Origin of the sequence: Gottfriedia sp. S16(2024), from assembly GCF_050473765.1 — a bacterium.
GTDB lineage: Bacteria > Bacillota > Bacilli > Bacillales > Bacillaceae_G > Gottfriedia.
Genome location: NZ_JBFLUO010000001.1, coordinates 2,798,143 through 2,822,658, shown reverse-complemented (window position 1 = coordinate 2,822,658; position 24,516 = coordinate 2,798,143). Strand labels below are relative to the sequence as shown.

Annotated in this window: 25 protein-coding genes; 10 read left to right on the top strand and 15 right to left on the bottom strand. The window is 31.7% G+C overall.

Annotation, left to right across the window (positions count from 1 at the left end; genetic code table 11):
- Positions 1-153 precede the first annotated feature (153 nt).
- The 4 genes from AB1282_RS13120 to mtnB form a co-directional block, all read right to left on the bottom strand.
- A complete protein-coding gene (locus AB1282_RS13120) occupies positions 154-1,848 on the bottom strand; it encodes a M3 family oligoendopeptidase (RefSeq protein WP_056474123.1) in 1,695 nt (564 codons plus the stop codon).
- A gap of 225 nt (positions 1,849-2,073) precedes the next feature.
- Positions 2,074-2,520: a MarR family winged helix-turn-helix transcriptional regulator gene (locus AB1282_RS13115; RefSeq protein WP_056474121.1), complete on the bottom strand. Its 447-nt coding sequence runs from the start codon at positions 2,518-2,520 to the stop codon at positions 2,074-2,076.
- Between the two features lie 74 nt (positions 2,521-2,594).
- Positions 2,595-2,786 carry an aspartyl-phosphate phosphatase Spo0E family protein gene (locus tag AB1282_RS13110; protein WP_056474119.1) on the bottom strand — a complete coding sequence of 64 codons (192 nt, stop codon included), beginning with the start codon at positions 2,784-2,786 and terminating at the stop codon, positions 2,595-2,597.
- A gap of 459 nt (positions 2,787-3,245) precedes the next feature.
- Complete coding sequence (gene mtnB, locus AB1282_RS13105) at positions 3,246-3,881, bottom strand: methylthioribulose 1-phosphate dehydratase (RefSeq protein WP_056474118.1); 636 nt, start codon at positions 3,879-3,881, stop codon at positions 3,246-3,248.
- Between the two features lie 552 nt (positions 3,882-4,433).
- Between mtnB and AB1282_RS13100 the strand changes: the two genes are divergently transcribed.
- Positions 4,434-6,176 carry a B12-binding domain-containing radical SAM protein gene (locus AB1282_RS13100; RefSeq protein ID WP_429899295.1) on the top strand — a complete coding sequence of 581 codons (1,743 nt, stop codon included), beginning with the start codon at positions 4,434-4,436 and terminating at the stop codon, positions 6,174-6,176.
- Between the two features lie 93 nt (positions 6,177-6,269).
- The gene (locus AB1282_RS13095) at positions 6,270-6,617 is read left to right on the top strand and encodes a DUF3905 domain-containing protein (RefSeq protein ID WP_390313015.1); all 348 of its coding nucleotides are present in this window, start codon (positions 6,270-6,272) and stop codon (positions 6,615-6,617) included.
- A 60-nt stretch (positions 6,618-6,677) separates the two neighbouring features.
- Here AB1282_RS13095 and AB1282_RS13090 read toward each other — a convergent pair whose 3' ends face one another.
- Complete coding sequence (locus AB1282_RS13090; RefSeq protein WP_429899292.1) at positions 6,678-7,079, bottom strand: DinB family protein; 402 nt, start codon at positions 7,077-7,079, stop codon at positions 6,678-6,680.
- Between the two features lie 236 nt (positions 7,080-7,315).
- On the opposite strand from AB1282_RS13090, the gene AB1282_RS13085 reads away from it, so the two are divergent.
- Positions 7,316-7,795 carry a spore coat protein gene (locus tag AB1282_RS13085; protein ID WP_056474106.1) on the top strand — a complete coding sequence of 160 codons (480 nt, stop codon included), beginning with the start codon at positions 7,316-7,318 and terminating at the stop codon, positions 7,793-7,795.
- Between the two features lie 28 nt (positions 7,796-7,823).
- Here the strand turns inward: AB1282_RS13085 and AB1282_RS13080 are convergent, their stop codons facing one another.
- The 6 genes from AB1282_RS13080 to AB1282_RS13055 all read right to left on the bottom strand — a co-directional run bounded on the left by AB1282_RS13080 (position 7,824) and on the right by AB1282_RS13055 (position 12,887).
- Entirely contained in the window at positions 7,824-8,330 is a 507-nt protein-coding gene (locus tag AB1282_RS13080; protein WP_056474102.1) for a DUF3189 family protein, read from the bottom strand.
- A gap of 23 nt (positions 8,331-8,353) precedes the next feature.
- Positions 8,354-9,022: a DUF421 domain-containing protein gene (locus AB1282_RS13075; RefSeq protein ID WP_056474099.1), complete on the bottom strand. Its 669-nt coding sequence runs from the start codon at positions 9,020-9,022 to the stop codon at positions 8,354-8,356.
- A 99-nt stretch (positions 9,023-9,121) separates the two neighbouring features.
- The gene (locus AB1282_RS13070; protein ID WP_429899289.1) at positions 9,122-10,342 is read right to left on the bottom strand and encodes an NAD(P)/FAD-dependent oxidoreductase; all 1,221 of its coding nucleotides are present in this window, start codon (positions 10,340-10,342) and stop codon (positions 9,122-9,124) included.
- Positions 10,343-10,482: 140 nt separating this feature from the next.
- Positions 10,483-11,547 (bottom strand): class III poly(R)-hydroxyalkanoic acid synthase subunit PhaC, encoded by a 1,065-nt coding sequence (gene phaC / locus AB1282_RS13065; RefSeq protein WP_056474264.1) that lies wholly within the window; start codon positions 11,545-11,547, stop codon positions 10,483-10,485.
- A gap of 62 nt (positions 11,548-11,609) precedes the next feature.
- A complete protein-coding gene (locus tag AB1282_RS13060; protein WP_390313030.1) occupies positions 11,610-12,353 on the bottom strand; it encodes a 3-oxoacyl-ACP reductase in 744 nt (247 codons plus the stop codon).
- A gap of 21 nt (positions 12,354-12,374) precedes the next feature.
- Positions 12,375-12,887: a hypothetical protein gene (locus AB1282_RS13055; protein ID WP_056474094.1), complete on the bottom strand. Its 513-nt coding sequence runs from the start codon at positions 12,885-12,887 to the stop codon at positions 12,375-12,377.
- A 208-nt stretch (positions 12,888-13,095) separates the two neighbouring features.
- Between AB1282_RS13055 and phaQ the strand changes: the two genes are divergently transcribed.
- From phaQ to AB1282_RS13025, 6 genes are all read left to right on the top strand, one after another.
- On the top strand, positions 13,096-13,515 hold the full coding sequence (phaQ, locus tag AB1282_RS13050) for a poly-beta-hydroxybutyrate-responsive repressor (RefSeq protein ID WP_056474092.1): 420 nt from the start codon (positions 13,096-13,098) through the stop codon (positions 13,513-13,515).
- A 47-nt stretch (positions 13,516-13,562) separates the two neighbouring features.
- A complete protein-coding gene (locus AB1282_RS13045) occupies positions 13,563-14,072 on the top strand; it encodes a hypothetical protein (RefSeq protein WP_056474090.1) in 510 nt (169 codons plus the stop codon).
- A 64-nt stretch (positions 14,073-14,136) separates the two neighbouring features.
- On the top strand, positions 14,137-14,580 hold the full coding sequence (locus tag AB1282_RS13040) for a MaoC family dehydratase (protein WP_056474085.1): 444 nt from the start codon (positions 14,137-14,139) through the stop codon (positions 14,578-14,580).
- A 90-nt stretch (positions 14,581-14,670) separates the two neighbouring features.
- Positions 14,671-14,859 (top strand): alpha/beta-type small acid-soluble spore protein, encoded by a 189-nt coding sequence (locus AB1282_RS13035; protein ID WP_056474082.1) that lies wholly within the window; start codon positions 14,671-14,673, stop codon positions 14,857-14,859.
- Between the two features lie 185 nt (positions 14,860-15,044).
- Positions 15,045-16,409 (top strand): N-acetylglucosamine-specific PTS transporter subunit IIBC, encoded by a 1,365-nt coding sequence (gene nagE, locus AB1282_RS13030; RefSeq protein ID WP_056474079.1) that lies wholly within the window; start codon positions 15,045-15,047, stop codon positions 16,407-16,409.
- A gap of 398 nt (positions 16,410-16,807) precedes the next feature.
- Positions 16,808-17,905 (top strand): SDR family oxidoreductase, encoded by a 1,098-nt coding sequence (locus AB1282_RS13025; protein ID WP_056474077.1) that lies wholly within the window; start codon positions 16,808-16,810, stop codon positions 17,903-17,905.
- A 62-nt stretch (positions 17,906-17,967) separates the two neighbouring features.
- On the opposite strand, the gene AB1282_RS13020 is transcribed toward AB1282_RS13025, so the two are convergent.
- Entirely contained in the window at positions 17,968-18,291 is a 324-nt protein-coding gene (locus tag AB1282_RS13020; RefSeq protein WP_429899286.1) for a cyclic-phosphate processing receiver domain-containing protein, read from the bottom strand.
- Between the two features lie 346 nt (positions 18,292-18,637).
- Here AB1282_RS13020 and AB1282_RS13015 point away from each other — a divergent pair, with 346 nt between their 5' ends.
- Positions 18,638-19,471, top strand: a complete 834-nt coding sequence (locus tag AB1282_RS13015) for a CAP domain-containing protein (RefSeq protein WP_082459562.1) — start codon at positions 18,638-18,640, stop codon at positions 19,469-19,471.
- 101 nt (positions 19,472-19,572) lie between these two features.
- On the opposite strand, the gene AB1282_RS13010 is transcribed toward AB1282_RS13015, so the two are convergent.
- From AB1282_RS13010 to adhE, 3 genes are all read right to left on the bottom strand, one after another.
- On the bottom strand, positions 19,573-20,262 hold the full coding sequence (locus tag AB1282_RS13010; protein ID WP_429899284.1) for a copper homeostasis protein CutC: 690 nt from the start codon (positions 20,260-20,262) through the stop codon (positions 19,573-19,575).
- 10 nt (positions 20,263-20,272) lie between these two features.
- Complete coding sequence (locus tag AB1282_RS13005; protein WP_056474071.1) at positions 20,273-21,181, bottom strand: RluA family pseudouridine synthase; 909 nt, start codon at positions 21,179-21,181, stop codon at positions 20,273-20,275.
- 97 nt (positions 21,182-21,278) lie between these two features.
- Entirely contained in the window at positions 21,279-23,882 is a 2,604-nt protein-coding gene (adhE, locus tag AB1282_RS13000; RefSeq protein WP_429899282.1) for a bifunctional acetaldehyde-CoA/alcohol dehydrogenase, read from the bottom strand.
- Between the last annotated feature and the right edge of the window lie 634 nt (positions 23,883-24,516).

The following is a 24,516-nucleotide window of genomic DNA, read 5'->3' as shown; positions in this document are numbered from 1 at the left end:
GGTTAGAAGCTTTATTTGCACTTTCATATTTATAATTGCAGTTTTATCAAATTTAATTGCACTTCATCATCCTTAGGAGTATTTGTTGACTTTCTTCTTATTTAAACTTTCTAGATAAAAAAACTCCGACTTTTCAAAAGTCGGAGTAATTCCTTATAAATTTTGATCGTTAACTCCTGCTAGCCATTTTCTAACAGGTTCTAGTGTTTCCTCAATACAGCCATCATTAAATGGTGATTCAAGTTTAGCCTCTTTAACTAAGCCTAAAAATGATTTACTTCCTCCTAATTGGCAAAGTCCAACATAATCAGACCACGCAGAATTACGATCTTCATGCATTTTATTCCAGAATTGTAATGCACAAATTTGAGCTAATGTATAATCAATATAATAGAATGGTGATTGGTAAATATGCCCTTGTCTTTGCCATAAACCACCTTTTTCTAAATAACTATTTCCGTCATTTGCTCGATGAGGTAAATATTTTTCTTCTAGGCTCTTCCAAAGTCCGTGGCGTTCCTCAGGTGTTAAATCAGGATTTGCGTAGATTTCATGCTGGAATTCATCTACTGCCACACCATAACTAATAAAAGTAATTGCACTACTTAAATGTGTAAAATAATATTTTTGTGTATCCTCTTTAAAGAATTCTTCTTGCCAAGGCCATGTGAAAAATTCCATACTCATTGAATGAATCTCACACGCCTCAAAAGTTGGCCAGTTATACTCAGGTGTTTCAAATTTACGACTTTCATAAACCTGGAATGCATGCCCAGCTTCATGTGTTAGTACGTCAATGTCACCAGATGTTCCGTTGAAGTTCGAGAAAATAAAAGGAGCTTTATAATTTGGAATATAAGTACAGTATCCCCCACCTTGTTTTCCTTCCTTAGCAACTAGATCTAGTAAATTTTCCTTTAACATAAAATTGAAAAACTCACTCGTTTCTTTCGATAATTCATCATACATTTTTTTACCATTTTCAATAATCCACTCAGGATTACCTTTAGGCGTCGCATTACCAGTTACAAATTCGAATTTATCGTCATAGTAATAAAGTTGTTCTACACCGATTCGATTAGCTTGTCGTTCTCTTAATTCGGTAGCGATTGGAACAATTGTTTCAAGAACTTGTTCTCTAAACTTCTTAACATCATTTGCATCGTAATCCGTCCTCATCATACGAGCATATCCTAGTTCAATAAAGTTTGAGAAACCGAGTTTGTTTGCTATACGAGTTCGAATTTTTACTAATTTATCGTAAATCTCATCAAATTTATCTTGATTCTCCGAGAAGTATCCAAAGTATGTATCGTAAGCTGTCTTTCTAACCTCTCGATCTTTATCCTCGAAATGTGCAGAAATTTGTGCTAACGTTTTCACTTCACCATAAAACGGAAGTTTAGCAGCCGCTACTAACTTAGCATATTCAGTCGTTAGTTTATTTTCTTCTTGTAAATCTGGAATTACTTCTTCACTTAAAATTTTCACTTCACATTCAGCTAAAGCAAATAATTGACGGCCATATTTTTCTTCAAGTTGCTCTCTAAATGGTGAACCGATTAATGCTTTATAATATTGTTGTCCATATGATTGAACAATTGGAGTGTTCTCATCAAAAAACGCTTGCTCATCCTCATAAAACTGATCGTTTGTATCAACTGAATGGCGAACTGCACATAAATTTTCCATTGTTGAAAATTCATTTCTTAAATCATTGATTTCATTCATTGCTAATTCTTGTTCATAGACCGTTGAAGCATCATAAAAATTTTGTAATGAACGTTTAAATTGTTCCCCAAAGTTCTTAATATTTGGTCTAGAATACTGGTAATCTTGAAAACCCATGTTAATCCCTCCATTTTTTGTGATATTGCTATTATATAAAAAATCTTCTTGTAAAAAAACCTAAATCTAAATAAATTTCTGAAAATTTAAAAATTATTTACTTAGAAACATAAAATTTAATTCCAGAGAAATAGTTTTTAACAGCTTAAATAAGTGTTAATTCAATATATTTTTAAATAGATAATTGTTTAAAAATAAAAAAAGCTCCATCAAATGAGAGCTTTTTTAATTAGACCCATGGTACCCAATTTTCTTCAATAAGTGAATTAGGAAATTTTTTTCTTCATTAGATAGATCACTCATTTGCTCATGTAAAAATTCTTCGTGCACCGGAAAAATTTCTTCCATCAGTTTATTTCCACTTTCAGTTATTTCAGCATAGATTACTCGACGATCTGCACTACAAGGATTTCGATAAACTAGACCTTTTTTCTCAAGTTTATCTACTACATAAGTAATACTTCCACTTGCAATTAATATTTTTTCTCCAATATGTTGAAGTGGTTGGTTTCCTTTATGATACAACAGCTCAAGAACTGCAAATTCAGTTGGATTTAAATTAAAACTAGCAATCGATTTATTTGCAGAATCATTTATTTTTCTATGAGCTCGCGATAATACAATAAATAGCTTTAAAGAAAGCTCTATATCTTTTCTATTTGTCTCTTCCATAATAATACTCCTTCAATTTCTTTTACATTGTTCATTCTATATTATTATTTTACACTTATAAATCAATCTTAAGATTATTTCAATGAAAATGACTTATTTAATTCAGTTAGCAATTTTTTTTGGTATGAAATAATTAACTCGTCCAATTCTTGACTGGCCTTTAAGGTTAAATGTTCGTTTAACCCTTTAGTTTCCGCAAAAAATACCATTTCTTCCCTTTTTAATGAAATAGATAATAATAAACGGCTGAGTTGATATTCATTCATTAGACAGATTCCCTTCTACAGGATGTTTTTTAACAACCTTTTCATTCAAACTCGAATTAATTCTATTATTCATTCTATCTAAATTATTTAAAATAGATACAATATGAAACCTACTAAGCAAAATTACCTAGTAGGTTTATTTTTTTTATGAAATAGCGCTTTTATCGTTCTTACTTTATAAATTAGACGACTTTTTATTAAATCCTGCTTAAAATGATTAATTTTGATTTAAGTGATATTCTATAGGCAACTTTATCTAAAGTTTAGTAATTTGTAGCTATGAACAAATAGTATTGTTCAATTCCTATAAATACTGTATACTCTAAAAAAAATTTATATTTAGCATAAGCTACTAGAAAAGATCCTAATTCAATAATAGTATAATTTTATTATAAAATAAAAAAGCTGAAATGTAATGGAATTTATTTACCACTACTATTTCAGCTTTTTCACTTCTATTTAGTTGCCTGCTTTTATTTTATGACCTTGAATCATCATTAATTTTACTTTATAACTTATTAGAAATTCTATTCCTTCTAGCCACTTCTTCGTTTCTAGTGGGCTTCTTCCCCAAACAGTGATCCCGTGATTCCTAACAAGAACAGCCCCAAAATCCTTTGTTAAAAATGGAGTGTATGCACGATTAAAAGTTTCCATGTCTTGTGCATTCTCAATGATTGGAACTATTATTTTATTTTCAAAATAAGAACTCGTTAATATATGAATCATTTCATTATTTTCAAGTTCTACCTGCCCCTCATCACCAAATAATTCAGAAATTACATTATTATCTACAGTATGTACATGGAGCACACAAGTAGCAGATGTTTTTTCGTAGATATTTGCATGAACCAATGTTTCAAGTGATGGCTTTAATACCGTATCAAATACTGGTTCACCCAGGTTATTAACTACAATAAATTCTTCATCACAGCGCGCTCTCTTATCCTTCTCATCCGCAGTTACAAGAAACAATAATGGATCGTCTGAAATTTTCATTGACAAGTTTCCACTAGTACCATAAAACCAATCTCTTTTAGCCAAATCACATTTAATATTCGCAAGCTTTTTCCATTGTTCTAAAAATAAACTCATATTTACACCTCCACTTATTTAGACTATCTATTTGGACACCGTAAAAATTCAAACTATTCATACTATTTAATAAAATTATGTCATGTGTCGGTCTTCATTGTCAATAGTTCTAAGTAAATGAACAATCACCAATTTTCTACAACTTTTTTCCATTTTTGATAGTAACTAATGATTTAATACTTTTTTTACATCTTGATTTGACAGCACTCCTATTTTATTACACAAATACGTAAAAAATAATACTTTCCTACTCATTTTGTTGTTCCTTTCTTTCCCTAGGGAAACTTTTTTGTATTTAGTAAATCATATGTCTTTTTATAAAAAGTGTGAGGAAAATCTACTATAAAATAGAGCAAGATTTTGCTTACTTTATTAGCGGATTTTAGTCCGAATCTTCTCCAAAATAATCCACCCTAAATTGATTTCGCCTAATAATTAGATAGATGGATCGCTTCTTTTTTTCATTCATTTTCTATTTCGCTTTTGAAAATTTAGTAATCTCAATATTTTATGATAAAATAAATCGATAATAATTTAGAACGAGGTATATCAATGAACATTGTTTTAGCAACATTAAATGCAAAATATATCCATACTAATTTGGGTATTCGATACATTAAAGCGTATGCTCAGCCTGAATATGATATTGAGCTTGCAGAATATACAATTAAAGACCCAAGCCTTAATATCATCACTGACTTATATAAACGCAAGCCAAAAATTCTTGGCTTTAGCTGCTATATTTGGAATATCGAACAAACAATTGAAGTAATCCGTATGTATAAAAAAATTGATCCTTCAGTTATTATTTTTGTTGGCGGACCAGAAGTAAGCTATGATGTGAATTATTGGTTAGATCGCGTAAAGGAAATTGACATTATTACGATCGGTGAAGGAGAAATTACCGTTAAGAAATTAATTAAAGCTATTGAAAATGGGAATGATTTCACTTCCATAAATGGCATTGGTTATCGAGATGAAGGAAAAAATATCATTAAACCACAAACCGAAAAATTAGATTTAACAACTATTCCTTCCCCTTATCGCTTTAAAGAAGATTTACCATTTCTAAGTAAAAGAATTCAATATATCGAAACAAGCAGAGGTTGTCCATTTAATTGCCAGTTTTGTTTATCTTCTATTGAAGTTGGGGTTCGATATTTTAATCGAGAGGTTATTAAAGATGATATTCGTTACCTTATGGCAAACGGAGCGAAGGTTTTTAAATTCGTAGACAGAACTTTTAACATAAGTCGTAGTTATGCAATGGATATGTTCCAATTTTTAATTGATGAACATGTCGAAGGAACAGTATTCCAGTTTGAAATTACTGGTGATATTATGCGACCAGAAGTCATCGAATTTTTAAATCAAAATGCACCTAAAGGCTTATTCCGATTTGAAATTGGTGTTCAATCTACAAATGATGCTACAAACGAACTAGTTATGAGAAGACAAAACTTTGAAAAGCTATGCAGAACTGTCACACTTGTACGGGATGGAGAAAAAATAGATCAACATTTAGATTTAATAGCTGGTTTACCAGAAGAGGATTACAATTCATTCCGTCAAACATTCAATGACGTTTTTGCTTTAAGGCCGGAAGAGTTGCAACTTGGGTTCTTAAAAATGCTAAGAGGCACTGGAGTACGATTAAGAGCACATGAACATGATTACGTATATATGGATTATGCTCCGTATGAAATATTAAGTAATAATGTACTATCTTTCGATGATATAGTAAAAATTAAGCAAGTTGAAGACGTACTCGAAAAATATTGGAATGATCACCGTACAAATAGTACGATTGAATATTTAATTAAAAATGAATTTGAAAGTCCATTTGATTTCTTCCAATTATTTGGTTCATATTGGGAAGAAAGAGGGTGGTCAAGAATAGGTCACCAGCTTGAAGATTTATTTAAGCGTCTAAATGAGTTTTTAACTCAATATCAAATTAAAAACGATACGATTGTTAAAGATATTATGAAGATTGATTATTACTTAAATCATAAATATAAACCGCGTAAACCATGGTGGGACGAAGTAACAAACCATGATTTTACGAAGGAAGTTTATAAACGAATTATCGAAAATCCTGAATTTTTAGGTTCCGATTTTATTTCACTTAATTTAAATGAAAAAGAGATCTATAAACACACAATGATTGAATCACTTTCATTTGATATCGAACATTTCTTACTAACTGCAGAATATAGAACCGGTAATTATGCAATGCTAGTTTATTTCTCACCAAAAACATTATCGCCTTCATTTTTTACAATTGAGGTATAGGTACAAGAGGACAATATTCATTTTGGATATTGTCCTTTTTGTATTGATTTTACTATTTAGCAAATAATAATTTGTAAGTAGAGGTGATATATAATGAAGAGAAAAAATGACAAATCTAAAATCGATTCACCGGTATTGCATGATACTTTACCCCATATTTCAAATTTTCCATCTTTTAAAGGAACAGACATTAAAATGGAAGAACCTTTTGTAAATTCAAAAGGTGTAGTTATTGGAGACAGTAAGTATAGCTCCCCTAACTCTCCATTAAATAATTGGTCTGACGATGTTGATCCATCAGTTATGGCGGGCGACGAATGGGTTCATCCAACAAATGATATTGGTTGGGCAAGTGCAGAAAACGCCGACCTATTAGAATCAAAAAAGCGAGAACAACCAGCAAAACAATTTATGCATCCACAGCACGAAACCAAAGACTGATTATGTGCAAGTTTTAGGGGATAGAAAAGAGTTATCATTTCTTCTATCCCCTATTTTTTTTTAAAATAGTGCGATATTAATATTGCCCTTTTTTTGAACTAGTAACATATATAATTGCGCTCTGTGGTGTGTGAAGTGGACTAAAATCTCTAATAACCATTCGAATTTAGAATATTGAAGACCCCAATATGAAGTAGTTTTTACAACTAAATCATTTTCTTTCATATTAAAATAGCATTCCTTTAAATCCTGAAAGTTTTTTTGTAATAAACTCTTCATTTCAACGAAAGATTTACATTCAACCACGGTATAGTAATTAACCATCATTTCTTGACTTGCACCGCTCATAATTTCCATATCAGCACCAATAAGTTCACATAGATGCTGCACTAACTCCCCGATCGATTTCTTATCATCAACCGGTCGAAAATTTAAATCTTCCTCATTAATTAAATCAATCATTTCTAAAACACTCTTTACACATATACTTAACTGATTAATCACATTTTCAATATACATAAATTGTGCGGGAAAAGAATGGCAAAATTTTTTGGATCGGAATATTTGTATTCTTGATCAATCACTCCATAATTTCTAAGCTCCTCCCTTTTCCTCCTTCCTACTTAACCTCTAATTTTTTATCCGTCATATAACCCTTTCCTATTGAATAGACTTGTACAATAGAGGAGGGATATTGAATGAGAACATTAGCTTGGCATGAAACTTTAGAATTACATGAAATTATTGCTACAACTACTTACTATTTATATAAGCTTAAAACAAATATAAAAAATATAACAGATTCAGGATTAAAAGAATTATATAAAACTTCTATTACATTATTTGAAAATAACTTACGTGAATTACTTAAATTTATGAGCAATATTACGATTGGGGAACGGGATGCAGCAAGCGATAAATTGGCCAGCGAAATGAGTGCTGAAGATTTATTATCAGCAACAAAAGTATTAACAAAAATGTATGCACATGCACTTACAGAAACCGCTACTCCTGACTTAAGTAATTTATTTATAAAGCAACTAGTATCGGTGAATAATTTACATGTTCAAATTTTTAGCTATTTATCAAAACAAGGTCAATATTCAGTATTTAATATTAATAAGTTAATCGAAAACGATGCTAAAAAGGCTATGGATGTCTTAAAAATGCCGTATTAAAAAATGGACGTTCTATAACGTCCATTTTTTAATCTTTATTGAAGTTTTTATTAGATAAGTCTGTGACTTTCTCAGCGGCTATGTGATGATATCTTTGAGTATTTTCAACTAATTTTATCAAATTCAGATATGTTTGCTTTGCACCTAATACAAGTAACGGAACGCCAATAAAATCGATATGTAAAAATCTTGATGTAAATCCACCTAAAGTCATAGCTATTGGTACAGTTGGCGATGTACTTGATAAGATGATTTTATCATCTTCATTTAATAAAACCTTTCCTAAACCTTCTATGGCAGTAGGCACATTTTTTGTATATCTTTTTGCTACTGTATATACTTGGTCTCCATTTTCGTCTTCACCGTGAAAAAATAGTTTTCCACCATCTTTTGGTTTTAGTTTATTAAATAAGTAGGTATTTTTTACTTCTTCAGTTGTCGGCTGGCGATCAAGTGGTAATTGTTTTAAATGATATGCTGCTGCTAAGGGTGAAGAATGTGTACCTCCAAAACAGTAATAAATATAATATTTCATTTATCTCATCCTCAAATTTTTAGTTAATACGTATGTAAATGTAATTGCTTCGAATCCCATTCTGCGAAGCATACTTGTTTAAGTGATAAATTTGACTCAGAAAGTTTTTTATGTACCCACTTTTCATCTTTTTTAAGCGAGTTAAGTGCTCTTTCAATTATTTTTCCATCACTAATTACTACGACTGGTAAAAATTCTTTTTCCATTTGAATTTTTAAATCCTGTTTCGTAGGCGTATCGAAATTTGATTTCTTCAAGACACTAATTGTACCGTCATTTTCTAAAATAGCATACGCTACTTCACTGACTGCAAAAGTATCCTTAGCTCTTAGTAATTGCATCAATTGATCAGTATCCAAACGGTTTCTTTTCAATTCTTTCCACTGGATTGCCCCATGCTTAATAACGACCGAAGCATCACCTTCTAAGAACTTCCTTGCCCACATTGACTTTTGTGTCCAGACCTCAGTAAAAAATATTAATGCACCCCAAACAAAAATACTAAAAAGAATTTTTGGTAGATTCGCTTCTTTATCATATATTCCATCCCCTAGTATATTTCCTAGCACAAGAGATGAAATCAAATCAAATGGCGTTATTTGCGTGATTTGTGTTTTTCCATTAATTTTAACGACAATAAAAAGAGCTATATATCCGAAAAACAACTCACTAAACATTTCAAGATAATTCATGTGATACACTCCTAAAATTTTATTACCTATTAAAATTTTCTTACTATTTTACTCTTTTTATTCATAAAACTGGCAATTAATCTTTGCTCTAATTAATTTTTAATTTTCCATATAAAGATATGCATCTGGATGAGACCCGACCGTAACTAGATCTTTTAATATTTTAGCTAAAATATAACTATAAACCGTTCCATTGCCACCATAGGCCATTAAAAAAAGGCAATTTGGATATTCATTATATTGCCTAATCATCGGTAAGCCATTATGTGTTCCGCCAAATGTGCCAGTCCAATAATATTCTGCATAAGCATCTTTATAATTAGGAAATAACTCTATTAAATTTTTTATAAGCTGTTCTTTTTTATGAAATAACATGGATTCACGTTTTTCTGGTATGATTGTAGGTTCGTCAAGTCCACCGACAATTATTCTCCCATCAACCGTTGTCCGAAGATATAAATATGGCCTAGCTGTCTCCCAAATTAAGCAATTCTCATACCATGCATTGTTTTTCTCAATTAAAGGCTGAGTTGCAATCGCAAATGTTGATGTTAAAATAGCATTTTTCTCACTTTTTACTTCTTGGGATTCATAGCCCCCAGCAAAAATAACTTTTTTGGCACGAATGGTATGTTTATTTTTAGTAAATAATTGTACCCCATGCTCTGTACCGATCATCCGAGTTACTTCTGTATCTGAATATACCTTCAAACCTCGTTTCAGAGCATATAAAAGCAAGCCGTGAGCGCATTTATATGGATTTACTTCGGCGTCATCACCTGTGTAAAGTGCAGCTTCTTTCGTAAAATTAAACTTTTCTTTAATTTGCGATTTTGTAAATCGTTCAACATTAAAACCATTTTCTTTTAAAACTTTATATTCCAAATCAATCATTTCTTTTCCATCTAAATCACTAGCATAATATAAACTTTTTCTTTTTATAAAATCAGGATTAATATCGATTGTTTTTGACATTTCTTCAAGACCTTTAATTGCCTCTACACATAATTGATAATGACGGACAGCTTTTTCTTTTCCATATGAATTTATAAATGAATTTAAAGTTTTGTCATTTGAATACTGCAAGAGTCCCGTATTTGCACTAGTACTACCTTGTACAACTTGTTTTCGTTTATCTAGTAAAACGACCTTGGCACCCGTTTGACTTAAGAAATATGCACATAAACTTCCTGATTCACCACCCCCAATGATGACAAAATCACAATCTAGATCTTCGTCTAATGGCGTTATATTTTCCAGTTCGGGTTGCGAATTAGTGTAAGTCGTTGGCCAATACAAAACTCCGCTAATACTTTTCACTTTCTAAACTCCTTTCAACAGATCATATTTAAGGTAGTTTTTGTCAGTTAAATAAAAAAAATCCCACTTTTTTAAAAGTGAGATTTTTTAAGTACAATATAATGATATTTATTTAAAGGTTTTCTAGAAATTTACTGAAATTATGATCTTTCAGCTAACCATTTACCAATTGTCGGATATGTTGTTTTTAATGAAACTGGTCCAAACATGATTGATACATGGCCCGATGGAATCGAAACATACTGCTTATCTACACTTGAAATATGCTCATTTAATGCTTCAACTTGGCAAGGCATCGCAATATGGTCTTTCGTAGCAGAAATATTTAAAACATTAGCTTTAATGTTAGAAACATCTACTTTTCTACCTCTAATTTCTAAGTCACCGCTTAATAATTTATTTTGTTGGTAAAATTCTCTAATCCATTGGCGATATGCTTCACCTGGGAATGGAATACCATCTGTTACCCATTTTTGCATTAACTGCCACGATTTAATAAATTTTGTATTATCAGAGCGATCCAGTAATGTTACATAAGGTCCAACAAAATTAGTAACTGGTTTTAACATTTTGTTACCAAAATCGATCATTTCAGGAGGAATATTCCCTAATGTATCAACAGCTTTATCAAGTGCAAAGTATTTTTCATTTAAAAATGCACCATATAATCCTGTATCTGAAAAATCGAATGGACTAGTTACAAAAATTAAGTTTTTAATTGGTGCATTTTCATAAAGTGATGCGTAAATACTAGTTAAAGTACCACCCATACAATAGCCTAATATTGATAATTCTTTTGCACCTGAGAAACGAAGAACCTTATTTACTGCTTTTGCAATATAGTCGTGAATAATATCGTCAAATTTCAAATGACGATCTTCATGACCAAAAGTTCCCCAATCTAATAAATAAACATCAAACCCTTCATTAACAAGATACTCAACAAAAGAGTTCCCCTTTGTTAGATCAAGAATATAAGGTTTATTAATTAGAGCATAAACAAGAAGGATTGGAGTCTTTTTTACCTTTTTAGTTGTTGGAATATAATGATATAGTTTACTTTTATTTTTAGTCCAAATCACTTCTTTAGGAGATTGACCTACTAAAGGTTCTCCCTCTTTTATAAGAATATCTGCGGTTTTCTTCAATCTTTTGTATGATTCTTTTAATCCGCTCGGAAGCGATTCCGTAGCTTCTTCTAACATTTGTGAATTAAACACACTTTTCCCCCCTTTTGATCTGAAAAAAGGTCATCTATAAGTAAGACTTAAACGTAAAGTCCGCCATTTACATTAATCTGTTGGCCAGTAATGTACTCTCCACCTTCACATAAGTAAATTACAGCTTTAGCAATCTCTTCTACAGTACCAAATCTTCTTTTTGGTATTCTTGATTTAATTTGCTCTTTTACATTTTCAGGAATTTCGTTTACCATGTCAGTTTCAATAAATCCAGGACATACAGAATTTACTGTAACGTTTGTTTTTGCTAATTCAAGAGCTAAAGATTTAGTAAATCCGATCATTCCAGCTTTTGCAGCAGAATAGTTTGTTTGGCCGAATCCGCCTGCCTGACCAATAACTGATGAAATATTAACGATACGAGCGTTATCAGATTCAAGTAAGTATGGTAAAGCAGAATTACATGTGTTATAAACACTGCTTAAATTTACATCAATAACCTCATGCCAATCTTCTGCACTTAGTTTTTTGAAACTACGGTCTCTAGTAATACCAGCATTATTTACAATAATGTCTAATCGGCCAAAATGCTCAACCGTGCGATCAATTAATGCTTTCGCTTGATCTAATTCAGCAACATTAGCTTGCACTGCTAACGCTTCATAACCATTTTCAAAAAGTTCATCTACCACTGCTTTTGCGTGTGCTTCACTATTATTATAATTGATTACAACTTTTGCGCCTTTTTCTGCTAAAGCAAATGCTATCCCTTTTCCTATCCCTTTTGCTCCACCTGTTACGATCGCTACACGATTTACTAAATCCATTATCATTTCTCCTTTTTTAACTAATTATTGTTTTGTTGGTTGTTTAGTCGTTAATTGTTGTAAAAGTTGTTCAATGTTAGCCATTGAAGACTTTAATTGCTCAATGTTTTCCATTGAAGACTTTAATTCACTAACTTGTTGATGAATTGATTTGGTTTCAGCTTTCAATTTTGTAAGATCTCGTTTAACTGTCACAATGTCTAACTCTTTTTTCAATGCTGCTACATCTAACTCAGGTTGGGAATCTAAATATAATTGATCTTCTAATGTATCTACTTTCGATTCTAAATTGATCACTAAGCTAGCTACATTTGCAATATCTTCTTTAGAAGCAATATTTGAAGCCTCTAAGAATGTTTTGGATTGATCATTCAACATCTTTTTACAGAATAGATTAAAATCTATTACAGAACCCATCCACTCGGAAAATTCTTCTTTCTGAACATATTCGTTCATCATTTTTCCAAAGTATTTTTCATTTACATCATACATTTGCTTCCACATTTTCAATGGATCTGAATAATTTTGCTCTGACATGTTAATCCCCCTCACTACTTTTAAGTATAGAAAACAAGCTAACGACAAAACAATCCAATGTTTTCGTGATATTTCTACATCTGTTGTCGAAATTTGTTTTTTAATATTCATTATATTTAAAATACATTGACAATAAATTTAACTAAGTGTAAATTACACCTAAGGGATGATGATTCCATTACTACGATATAGGGGGGAACATAAATTTATGACAACAAATGAAAAGGAAACAAGTAAAAAAAATAAACCCGAAACCTCTGAATCGATTACATTGCCTAAAAACTTCTTGGTTCCCTTTCTACTTCTTAGCCTTAAGCAATGGAATATGCATGGCTATAAATTAATGCAAGTATTATTTGATTTAGGTTTTACTACGCTTGATTCAAGTAATGTTTATCGGATTTTAAGACAACTTGAAAAAGAAAGTTATATTAAATCTAGTTGGGAATATGGAATTGAAGGTCCGGCAAAGCGAATTTACTCCATTACAGATGCCGGTGAGGAATATCTAAAAACTTGTCATAATTCATTTACTCAATATAATCAGATGCTCCAAACATTTTTTTCGATTTACACAAATTCATTCTTTCCATTTAGCAACTCTGATCAAAGTTTTAAAGACGATTGAAATTGCAGCAATGCATTCAATAATAAATTTTTTTGGAGGAAACACTAATGACTGAAAAAACAATCGAATTACAAACTGAACTTGCAGCTGAGAATTTTCAAAAAATGCTTCAATATTTATTAGACAATCAATTACAAATTCAACAATGGACAGAGTCTTTATTTCAAGAACAAGCAAAACAATGGAAAACTTTAAACGAGCAAGTGCAAGTTCAACAACAAGAGTCTTACGAGCAGTTTCAGGAAATGATTAAGTTATTAAATGAAATTAAGCCTACAATTAATCAAGAGACTTATGAAAAAACTTGGAAAAAATTATTTGATCAGTTTGCTCCATTTCAATCTTTATGGACAAATATGAATCAAAACCCATACCAATCGTTTTTTCAAGCTATGAGTACATTTTCAAATCAACAACAACAATTTTTCCAACAATTTTTTAAACAACCATTAAATAACACACCTTACACTGCTTGGACGAACATGTATCAACAGTTCCAAAAAACTCAAGAAGATTGGTTTAAAAACTTACAAGAATTCTCATTCACAAAACTATAATCGATATTTATTAAACAATTTTCTTGATTAGCTAGACATTTCATCAAGGAGAGGATGAAACAAAATGAATGTTTTCGAAAGTGCAAGAAATGTACAGGAAGTTCATTTTGACTCCATTTCAGTTGGTGACGAAGCTACTCTTGAAGTTAAAATTACTGCAGAGTTAATTGAACAATTTGCTGCAATTTCAACAGATGTAAATCCAATTCACTTATTAGATGATTTTGCAAAAGAAAGCATCTTTAAAGAAAGAATTGCACATGGCATGTTGATTTGCAGCTTTATTTCCTCAGTACTAGGTACAAAACTACCCGGCAAAAACACCATCTACTTATCTCAAGAAGTATTTTTCAAAGCACCTGTAAAAATAAATGACACAATTAAAGTGATTGTCAGTGTTGTGCGTAAAAGAGATGATAAAAAATTATTAACGCTTCAAACGAATGTATATAATCAAGAAGATGTACTTGTCGTTGAAGGATCAGCATTGGTTAAAAAGTTAACATAACCCTAATATGACTGTATTTACCAAGCATGAGAAAACCCTAAATGTAAAAAATAGAATTGTAAGCTATTACTTACAGAAAGGGAGATCAACATGACAAGAACAAATAAATTATTAGTTCCAGGTGTAGAACAAGCACTAGATCAATTTAAATATGAAATCGCTAACGAATTTGGTGTAACTTTAGGATCAGATACAACTGCACGTTCAAACGGATCAGTTGGTGGCGAAATCACTAAACGTTTAATTGCTCAAGCGCAAAGTCATTTAAAGGGTCAATGATTAAAGAACAACAAACTATATAAAATGGCTTAATATAGGGGAAGAATTAATTCTTCCCTTTTTATTTTTAATTTTTTTGGAAGAAAATAGCAATTTTTATCTTAACTAGTTGTATAGACAAGTAGTGCTTTTTAAGTTAATATTGAAAGCGTAATCATTATAATAATTTTCGGAGGGAAAATAATATGCTTAGTTTCTTACAACGTATTGGTAAAGCATTAATGCTTCCAATCGCTGTCCTTCCAGCTGCAGGACTTTTACTGCGCTTTGGACAACCTGATCTACTAGACATTCCGTTTATGGCGGCTGCTGGTAATGCAATTTTCTCTAATCTTCCATTAATCTTTGCAATCGGTGTTGCAATCGGTATTTCAAAGGATGGAAATGGAGCCGCTGGTCTCGCTGGTGCAATCGGTTACTTCGTACTAACTGCGGGAACAACTACTATAAATAAAGATATTAATATGGCTGCCCTTGGTGGTATTATTACAGGGGTTGTAGCTGGTCTTCTTTACAACCGATTCAGTGGTATTAAATTACCTGAATGGTTAGGTTTCTTTAGTGGACGACGATTCGTTCCAATTATAACGTCTGCTACTATGCTTGTATTAGCAGGAATATTTGGTTATGTATGGCCAACAATTCAAGATGCAATTAACTCAGTTGGTAACTGGATTATTGATATCGGTCCAATCGGAGCTGCAGTATTCGGTTTCTTAAACCGTATTTTAATCCCATTAGGATTACATCACGTATTAAATACAATTTTCTGGTTCAACTTAGGTGACTTTACTGATGCTGCTGGTAAATTAGTTCACGGTGACTTAAACAGATTCTTCGCTGGTGACAAATCTGCTGGTGCATTCATGACTGGTTTCTTCCCAATTATGATGTTTGGTCTTCCTGCTGCTGCATTCGCAATGATCGCTGCTGCTAAACCAGAAAAACGTAAAACTGTTGCAGGTATGTTTATTGGTCTTGCTTTAACATCTTTCTTAACAGGTATTACTGAACCAATCGAATTTGCATTCATGTTCATTGCTCCAGTACTTTATACGTTCCATGCAATCTTAACTGGTTTATCAATGGGTATCGTAAATGCTTTAGGAATTAAAGATGGCTTTACATTCTCAGCTGGTTTTATGGACTACATTCTGAACTACAATATTGCAACTAAGCCTATTCTGTTACTCCTAATCGGTTTAATCTTTGGTGTAATTTACTTTGTAGTGTTCTACTTTGCAATTAAGAAATTTAACATTAAAACACCAGGTCGTGAAGACGACGAAGTTGAAACTGATGAAGTAACAACTGAAATTGGTGATTCATTATACCTACAAGCTTTAGGTGGAAAAGAAAACTTAACAAATATTGATAACTGTACAACTCGCTTACGCTTACAAGTTAAAGATGCTTCTAAAGTAAATGAAGCACTTCTTAAAAAAGCAGGTGCTCGTGGAGTTATTAAATTAGATGATAAAAACGTACAAGTAGTTGTAGGTACAAACGTAGAGTTTGTTGCTGAAGACTTGAAGAAAGAAGTTAAATAATTGAAATTAAAAGCTTGTCCTTATGGGCAAGCTTTTTTTTGTTTATTTTTACTCATTAGAGGGCTTCATGAGGAACTATTTTAGCTAAATCATAAATTATACTAACTCATAAGGGCTTCATGAGGAACCAAATAACCTAAATATCGAATTTTACTTACTCATAAAGGGTTCATGAGGAACTATATTAGCTAAATCATGAATTTTACTTACTCATAAGGGCTTCATGAGGAACCAAATAAGCAATCTATCGAAAAATACTTACTCATAAAAGGTTCATGAGTAGTGAAAAAAGTACGATCAAAATACCTTTATTATATTGAAGCGAATATTACATTAAATGAATATTTCTTTAATAAAATAAACAAAGAGATTCAATTTACATATAGTAGGGGGTTAGAATGGAAAGAACATATTTTATTACTGGTTTTCCCGGATTTATTTCAAAACATTTACTTCACAAAATTCTTGATAATGAACTGTCTTTTCAAAAGATTTATTTACTCATCCTTCCTAATACCGAAAAACAATGCCGCGAATTTTTACTTACATTAGATCAAAAGTATCCTGATTATACACTTTCAAAATTAGAACTACTAAGTGGAGATATTACACAGAAAGATTTTGGACTCAATTTAAAAACCTTAAATGTACTTATTAATAATATAACGGATTTATTTCATTTAGCTGCAATATACGACCTTGCTGTTCCTAAAAAAATTGCATATGAAGTAAATGTGAAAGGAACAATAAACGTAAATGAAGTCGCGCTTAAATTGAAATCTTTGAAGCGTTACACTTATTTTAGTACTAGCTATGTCTCGGGAACTCGTGAAGGAAGAATTTATGAACATGAGTTAGAAATGGGACAAACTTTTAAAAACTTTTATGAAGAAACGAAGTATTATGCTGAAATAGAAGTTGAGAAACTAAAAACCCAACTGCCAATCACCATTATAAGACCTGGAATTGTAGTTGGTCATTCAGAAACTGGTGAGACAAGTAAATTTGATGGACCATATTTCATTTTAAATTTCTTCACAAATCTTCGCTATTTACCTATACCACGAATTGGTAAAAACGATGCTTATTGCAATTTCATTCCCATCGATTACTTAATTAATGCTGTTTACTATTTGAGTCATGCAGAAATCGGAGTTAACAAAACTTATCAAATTACAGATCCCTATCCTTACCCTGTACAGGATGTTTATAAAGACTTTCTTTCCTATTATTTAAACAAAACTACAGTAGGAATTATTCCAATTAAATTTATTAGCCCCCTCCTTTCGATACCATTCATTAGACGATTACTGAAAGTTGAAAAAGAAGTTTTATCTTATTTTAATTGTAAATCTGAATATGATTGTACTAATACGTTAATCGATTTACAAAACACAAATATTAAATGCCCTGACTTTAAAGAAGTACTCCCTGTTATTACAAACTATTATAAAGCGAATAAAACTGTATTAGAAAAGCATGTGTTAATTAAATAATGTTGGTTTTGTAATTTTGTTTCTATATATATGAAGGGAAATTGAAAAGGACACTATCATAATTAGTGTCCTTTCATTAATAACTCTTCTTTGTAATTTTTAGTCTTTTGTTTCTTTTCTTCTATTATTAATGATTTAATTTCATTTTCCATTTTAAAAACACCAAATGAGTCATCGCTATGTAAATTTATGTGTGGTACATAATGACCTTCTTTAATAAACCTCTTAATAAAGTCTAATCCATTTTCTTTTCTGAAGCCTAAATTATAATCTAGCGATATTAGCTCGAATTGTTGATGTTTGCATTGTGTTAATGCTTCTTCAACGGATTTAGCCAATATAAATCCGTATGGAACTTGCCTTGTATCATCAATAAATAATTTCAAATTATTCACCCTCAATACGTTCATTACAGAATGATTACAATCGTAACTGGATAACAACAAAACTGGATTTTTCTTCCTGTATTATAACGTGGAAATATGACGTTTTCTTAACTTCAAGTTTTTTTTATGGAAATTTTAAGCAAAATTATATGATACTTATTTAATATTATTCTAGTAAAATAGTTGTAGTAACAACGTTTTTTTTTGTTTCTGTATTAAAACAGTACTACCAAAAAAATCCTCAAATTTAGCTCCCCATTATTTCCCATAATTATGTCATGCGTTTTCATGCTAAAGTATTACTTGTACAGCGAGACAATAACCAACCAAATGGAGGAGAAAGAACATGAAAAAAATCGTTACTTTATCAACTGTGGCTGCTACTCTACTAGTAGGTGCTCCTGTAGGTGCCGTAAATGCAGCAACTATTACTAAGGATACAACTAAATCATATACACAACATATCAACTTAAATAATTTAAACTCTTTATATAATTATTTTAATCTACCAAACTCAACAACTTCAAATGGTACTTTTAAAATCGATTTAAGTAAATTATTAAATAGCAATGGTATGGATATGAATAAACTTCAAGATGCTATTAAGCAACAATTAGGACAAGCATCAAAGCCAGCTAACTCAGGAACTACACAACCATCAGCACCAACAACGCCGGCTAAACCTGCAACACCAACAACAAAACCGACGGTACCAACTACACCATCTAAACCAACGACACCGTCAACATCAACACCATCTAAACCATCAACACCATCAGATACAACATCAAATTCAGCATCATTATCAGCTTATGAATCAAAAGTAGTTGAATTAACAAATGCTGAACGTACAAAAGCTGGTTTAAAACCGTTTACTGTTAATGCAACATTATCTAAAACAGCACGTTTAAAATCACAAGATATGACTGACAAAAATTACTTTGATCACACTTCACCGACTTATGGATCACCATTTGATATGATGAAACAATTCGGAATCACTTATAGCTATGCAGCAGAAAACATTGCTAAAGGTCAAAAAACACCTGAAGAAGTAGTTACTGCTTGGATGAACAGTGCTGGTCACCGTGCAAATATCTTAAATCCTAACTTAACTCAAATCGGTGTTGGTTATGACTCAAGATCAAATGCTTGGACTCAACAATTTATCGGTAAATAATAAATAAAATTTGTATAAAGCTGTATTATAAGTAGTCCGTTTTTGCGGACTACTTTTTTATTATGTGAAAAAAATGTTGATGTATTCATACATTAATTAATTTATCCTCTTACTAATCTGCTACGCAAACTCTCCATTAAAGAAGAATCAATTTCTTCGATTGCAGAGTTATTTTTTCGAACCCCTGAACCAAAATGAATTTCTTCTACATTCGTAAATTCAATGAAGTCTGAAACATTTTCTATGGATAATCCGCTTCCAGCTAAAATTTTTATATTGGATTTATTTGTAAGTTCGATCATATTTTTTATTGTTTCTTTTCCATCAATAGCACTAGCAACCCCACCAGATGTTAACACATGCGTAATCTCAGGGTATTGTTTTAATGTATTAATAGCTGTTAGCAAATCATTTGATTCATCTATTGCTCTATGAAACGTAAAGTTCATACCTTTTACTCGAGCTGTTACTTTTTTTAAAAGATCTTCATCAATTGTATTCTCCTTAGTCAAGGCACCAAAAACGATACCAGCTGCTCCGAGCTCATTACAAACATCAATATCGTTTAAGATTACTTCTTGGTCATACTGATCATATAAAAAAGAACGACTATGTGGGCGAATCATTACATGTACTGGAATTGAAACACTTTGAACAACATGCTTTATTGTCGCGTAACTTGGTGTCAAACCACCCTCTTTTATTCCAGTAACTAATTCGATTCGATTTGCCCCAAACCTTTCTGCATCTAATGCATCTTTTACGGTTGTGGCAATAACTTCTAATAACATTTCATTCATCTCACTTTTCGTTAAGTATTTGTTTTATGTCTGAGGGGAATGGGATATGAATCGAAACATTTTCTTTCGTAAAAGGATGCGTAAATTGTACATTACTAGCGTGTAATCCTTGACGTTTCAATAATTTCTGTTTCCCACCATATAATAGATCTCCAATTAATGGATGACCTAAAAAACTTAAATGAACTCGAATTTGATGCGTACGACCAGTATCTAACTGACATTCTAAAATCGTTACATTCAAGTTTGATATGTATCTTATTTTTTTATAATGCGTAATTGCATGATCGCCTTTTGGTGAAACCCTTCTTCTTGTAGGATGATGTCGATCTCTTCCAATCGCTTCATTTATTGTACCTTTAGGTGATTTCACATTCCCTTCAACTATAGCTGTATAAGTACGTTTTATTTTACGTTGATTTAACATCGAATCTAGAATTGCACTACTTAATGCATGTTTAGCAAATACAACTCCACCAGTAGTGTCTTTATCGAGGCGATGTATATGGCGTACTTTTGTTTTTAATCCATTTTTTTGAAAATGAAATGCTACCCCATTTGCTAATGTATTTAACTGTCCTTTTTCATTCGGATGTGTGTCGACTCCAAACGGTTTATTAGCAATTAATAAATGTTCGTCTTCGTAACAGATTTCATTCGATTGTTCTTGTGGAATTACACCATAATCTTCCTCTATGAACAATAGCATTTCAACTTGATCACCACTTAAAAGTATCGTATTCCAAGGTTTAGCTTCTCCGTTTATCTTAAACCCTTTTGCCATCCTTAATTCATGTAACAATTTCTTAGGAAACTGCCATACATTTTTTAAATACGATTCTACTGTTTGATTTTTATGTTCATCTCCTATTTTCACCTTGAACCATGGACTTTGTTGCTTTAATTCCATTTTTAATCACCACTTTCAATATGACTATTATATCAAAATAATTAGCAAAAAAAGAAGCACCTGTTTAGGTGCTCCTTCTTCAATCTATTTTAATTCATTAACATCCTTTGAATGCATTCAGATAAACTTCTTCTAATTCTTTTACTAGAGGTAGTTTTGGATTAGCAGTAGTACATTGATCTTCAAAAGCACGATCAGCTAAATAGGATACTTTTTCTAAAAATTCTTTTTCAGTAATCCCTTGTGCTTCGATACTCATATTTATATTTAATCCCTTACCTAACTTAATAACTGCAGCAATTAAACTTTCAACACCCTCCTCAGTTGTTGAGGTTGGTAGGCCTAGGAAACGAGCAATTTCAGCATATCGTTCATCTGCAATGAAATGCTTATATTTAGGGAAAGCTGTAAATTTAGTTGGTTTTTTTACATTATATCTTATTACATGTGGCATTAAAATCGCATTTGCTCTGCCATGAGGGATATGGAATTCCGCTCCAATTTTATGCGCTAAGCTGTGGTTAATTCCTAAGAATGCATTTGCAAATGCCATACCTGCGATTGCTGATGCATTATGCATTTTTTCACGTGCTTCAAAATCGTTTCCATTTTCATAAGCTTTAGGCAGATATTTAAATACTAATTTAATAGCTTGTAATGCTAATCCATCTGTATAATCATTTGCTAATACACTTACATAAGCCTCAATTGCATGTGTTAATACATCCATTCCTGTATCTGCTGTAATGCTTTTAGGAACAGTTGATACGAATTGAGCGTCAATAATTGCAACATCTGGTGTTAATTCATAATCAGCTAATGGATATTTAATATTATTAGCTTTATCAGTAATTACAGCAAATGGTGTGACTTCTGAACCAGTACCTGAAGTCGTTGGAATCGCTACAAACTGAGCTTTACGACCCAATTTAGGGTATTTATATGCTCTTTTTCGAATATCTAAGAATTTTTGTTTAGGCCCATCCAGAGTAGTTTCTGGGTATTCATAAAACATCCACATACCCTTGGCTGCATCCATTGCAGATCCACCACCGAAAGCAATAATTGTATCCGGTTCAAAAGATTTCATTCTGTCTGCACCCTTCATAACCGTAACATCTGAAGGATCTGGTTCTACATCTGAGAAAATTTCAATCTGAACATTTTCTTGTCTTTTTTCTAAATAATATTTAATCACGTCAACATAACCTAATTTAACCATTGCTTCGTCTGTTACAATAAATGCTTTTTTAATTTTTGGCATTTTTTCTAAATATTGAGTTGAATATTTTTCAAAATAAATTTTTGGTGGCAGTTTGACCCATTGCATATTCATATTTCTTCTTCCCAATTTTTTAATATTTAATAAATGAACAGTTGTTACGTTAGTCGATACAGAGTTTTTACCGTGTGATCCACAGCCTAATGTTAAGGAAGGAATAAATGCGTTATATAAATCCCCAATTCCACCATGAGCTGAAGGAGCATTTGCAATTACACGACACGCTTTCATTCTTAGTCCAAACTCTTTTTGAATTTCTTCATTATTACTATGAATAACTGCCGAATGTCCTAATCCTCCAAGCTCTAGCATTTCCTCACAACGTTTAAATCCTTCTTCTTTACCATTTACTTTAATTGCAGCTAAAACCGGACTTAGTTTTTCTCTTGTTAAAGGTTCATTCGCACCCACGCTATCACATTCAACGATCAGAATTTTTGTATCTACGGGTACATTTACGCCAGCTAATGTTGCTATTTCATATGCAGATTTACCAACAATGTCACCATTTACAGCACATGTAGCTTCATTTATGACAAGCTTTTCTAATTTCTTTTTATCTGCTTTTGTAGCAAAATAACAATTATTTGCTATTAACTCAGATTTCACATCGTCATAAACTTCTTTATCTACAATAACTGCTTGTTCAGATGCACAAATCATTCCATTATCAAATGTTTTTGAAAGAATAAGATCATTTACTGCACATTTTATTTCAGCAGATTTCTCGATATAGCATGGTACATTACCAGGTCCAACACCTAAAGCAGGTTTTCCTGTACTATAAGCCGATTTAACCATTCCAGCACCACCTGTTGCTAAAACAAGTGCTACTCCTTCATGATTCATTAAACACTTAGTTGCTTCAATAGATGGGACTTCAATCCATTGTACGCAATTTTCAGGTGCTCCAGCATTAACCGCCGCATCACGAACGATTCTCGCCGCTTCCCTACTACATTTTTGTGCCGAAGGGTGGAAAGCAAATATAATTGGGTTTCTCGTTTTTATCGCTATGATTGCTTTGAATAATGTCGTTGATGTCGGATTAGTTGTTGGCGTTACACCTGCAATTACCCCAACTGGTTCAGCTATTTCAGTTATTCCTGTTTGTTGATCTTCACTTATGATTCCAACCGTTTTATTATCTTTTATTGAATTCCATATATATTCTGTAGCAAATATATTTTTAATAATTTTATCTTCATAGACTCCACGCCCAGTTTCCTCAACTGCCATTTTTGCAAGTGACATATGTTGATCCAAACCTGCTAGAACCATCGAATGTACAATTTCATTGATTTGATCTTGATTAAAGCTTTCAAATTCCTTTAATGCTTTTTGTCCTTTTAAAACTAACTCATTTACCATTTCAGAAGCGATAGATATTTCATTTACAGTTTTCTCTTGAACAGCCATTTGGCTCTCCTCCTCTGATATTGGACTTTAATCATCCTAGTTTAAGGTTCATTAAGTCCCATTTATCATTTATATTTGTGAAATTTTTCACAATTTCGTTTACAAATATACTATATATCGTTTTCATTGAAAATGCTATGTCTAATTTGTGAAATATTTCACATTATTATAGCGAAACATGTTTCAAAACTACTTATTCCTTCCCTACTTCAAACATTTTGTAGATTTTTGTTAATTCTTTTCTTTTTTCAAATATTTTCGCATATGATAAAATTAAGAATAAGTTCTTATAGGACTTATTTTTCACCTGTTAGATTTTTCTAACAAAACTGGAAAAAAGGACGTGTAACCATGATTGCTCGAAGGAGCATTTGGCAACGTAAAGATTTATCCTACACTTAGCGGTTTTTATTTAGAGAACCAAAAGAACTCTAAAATAAAACTGAAGGTAGGCGAAACTATGGTTGACAGGCGATTATGTTATTTCTTCAATGATATATAGCTGTGTAGTTAGAAAGATAAAAAACTAACTACGAGCTCTATATGTACGTAGTTAGTTTAAAGCTGAACTTTTTAACTACTAACTACGAAAAGAGGAAATAACAATGAGTAACAATCGTTTGGGTGAGACCTT

What these genes read in the sequence shown, in the direction of transcription:
- AB1282_RS13120 (WP_056474123.1), bottom strand. Translation starts at nt 1,848, where the DNA reads ATGGGTTTTCAAGATTACCAGTATTCTAGACCAAATATTAAGAACTTT.
- AB1282_RS13115 (WP_056474121.1), bottom strand. Translation starts at nt 2,520, where the DNA reads ATGGAAGAGACAAATAGAAAAGATATAGAGCTTTCTTTAAAGCTATTT.
- AB1282_RS13110 (WP_056474119.1), bottom strand. Translation starts at nt 2,786, where the DNA reads ATGAATGAATATCAACTCAGCCGTTTATTATTATCTATTTCATTAAAA.
- mtnB (WP_056474118.1), bottom strand. Translation starts at nt 3,881, where the DNA reads ATGAGTTTATTTTTAGAACAATGGAAAAAGCTTGCGAATATTAAATGT.
- AB1282_RS13100 (WP_429899295.1), top strand. Translation starts at nt 4,434, where the DNA reads ATGAACATTGTTTTAGCAACATTAAATGCAAAATATATCCATACTAAT.
- AB1282_RS13095 (WP_390313015.1), top strand. Translation starts at nt 6,270, where the DNA reads ATGAAGAGAAAAAATGACAAATCTAAAATCGATTCACCGGTATTGCAT.
- AB1282_RS13090 (WP_429899292.1), bottom strand. Translation starts at nt 7,079, where the DNA reads ATGATTGATTTAATTAATGAGGAAGATTTAAATTTTCGACCGGTTGAT.
- AB1282_RS13085 (WP_056474106.1), top strand. Translation starts at nt 7,316, where the DNA reads ATGAGAACATTAGCTTGGCATGAAACTTTAGAATTACATGAAATTATT.
- AB1282_RS13080 (WP_056474102.1), bottom strand. Translation starts at nt 8,330, where the DNA reads ATGAAATATTATATTTATTACTGTTTTGGAGGTACACATTCTTCACCC.
- AB1282_RS13075 (WP_056474099.1), bottom strand. Translation starts at nt 9,022, where the DNA reads ATGAATTATCTTGAAATGTTTAGTGAGTTGTTTTTCGGATATATAGCT.
- phaC (WP_056474264.1), bottom strand. Translation starts at nt 11,547, where the DNA reads ATGTTAGAAGAAGCTACGGAATCGCTTCCGAGCGGATTAAAAGAATCA.
- AB1282_RS13055 (WP_056474094.1), bottom strand. Translation starts at nt 12,887, where the DNA reads ATGTCAGAGCAAAATTATTCAGATCCATTGAAAATGTGGAAGCAAATG.
- phaQ (WP_056474092.1), top strand. Translation starts at nt 13,096, where the DNA reads ATGACAACAAATGAAAAGGAAACAAGTAAAAAAAATAAACCCGAAACC.
- AB1282_RS13045 (WP_056474090.1), top strand. Translation starts at nt 13,563, where the DNA reads ATGACTGAAAAAACAATCGAATTACAAACTGAACTTGCAGCTGAGAAT.
- AB1282_RS13040 (WP_056474085.1), top strand. Translation starts at nt 14,137, where the DNA reads ATGAATGTTTTCGAAAGTGCAAGAAATGTACAGGAAGTTCATTTTGAC.
- AB1282_RS13035 (WP_056474082.1), top strand. Translation starts at nt 14,671, where the DNA reads ATGACAAGAACAAATAAATTATTAGTTCCAGGTGTAGAACAAGCACTA.
- nagE (WP_056474079.1), top strand. Translation starts at nt 15,045, where the DNA reads ATGCTTAGTTTCTTACAACGTATTGGTAAAGCATTAATGCTTCCAATC.
- AB1282_RS13025 (WP_056474077.1), top strand. Translation starts at nt 16,808, where the DNA reads ATGGAAAGAACATATTTTATTACTGGTTTTCCCGGATTTATTTCAAAA.
- AB1282_RS13015 (WP_082459562.1), top strand. Translation starts at nt 18,638, where the DNA reads ATGAAAAAAATCGTTACTTTATCAACTGTGGCTGCTACTCTACTAGTA.
- AB1282_RS13010 (WP_429899284.1), bottom strand. Translation starts at nt 20,262, where the DNA reads ATGTTATTAGAAGTTATTGCCACAACCGTAAAAGATGCATTAGATGCA.
- AB1282_RS13005 (WP_056474071.1), bottom strand. Translation starts at nt 21,181, where the DNA reads ATGGAATTAAAGCAACAAAGTCCATGGTTCAAGGTGAAAATAGGAGAT.
- adhE (WP_429899282.1), bottom strand. Translation starts at nt 23,882, where the DNA reads ATGGCTGTTCAAGAGAAAACTGTAAATGAAATATCTATCGCTTCTGAA.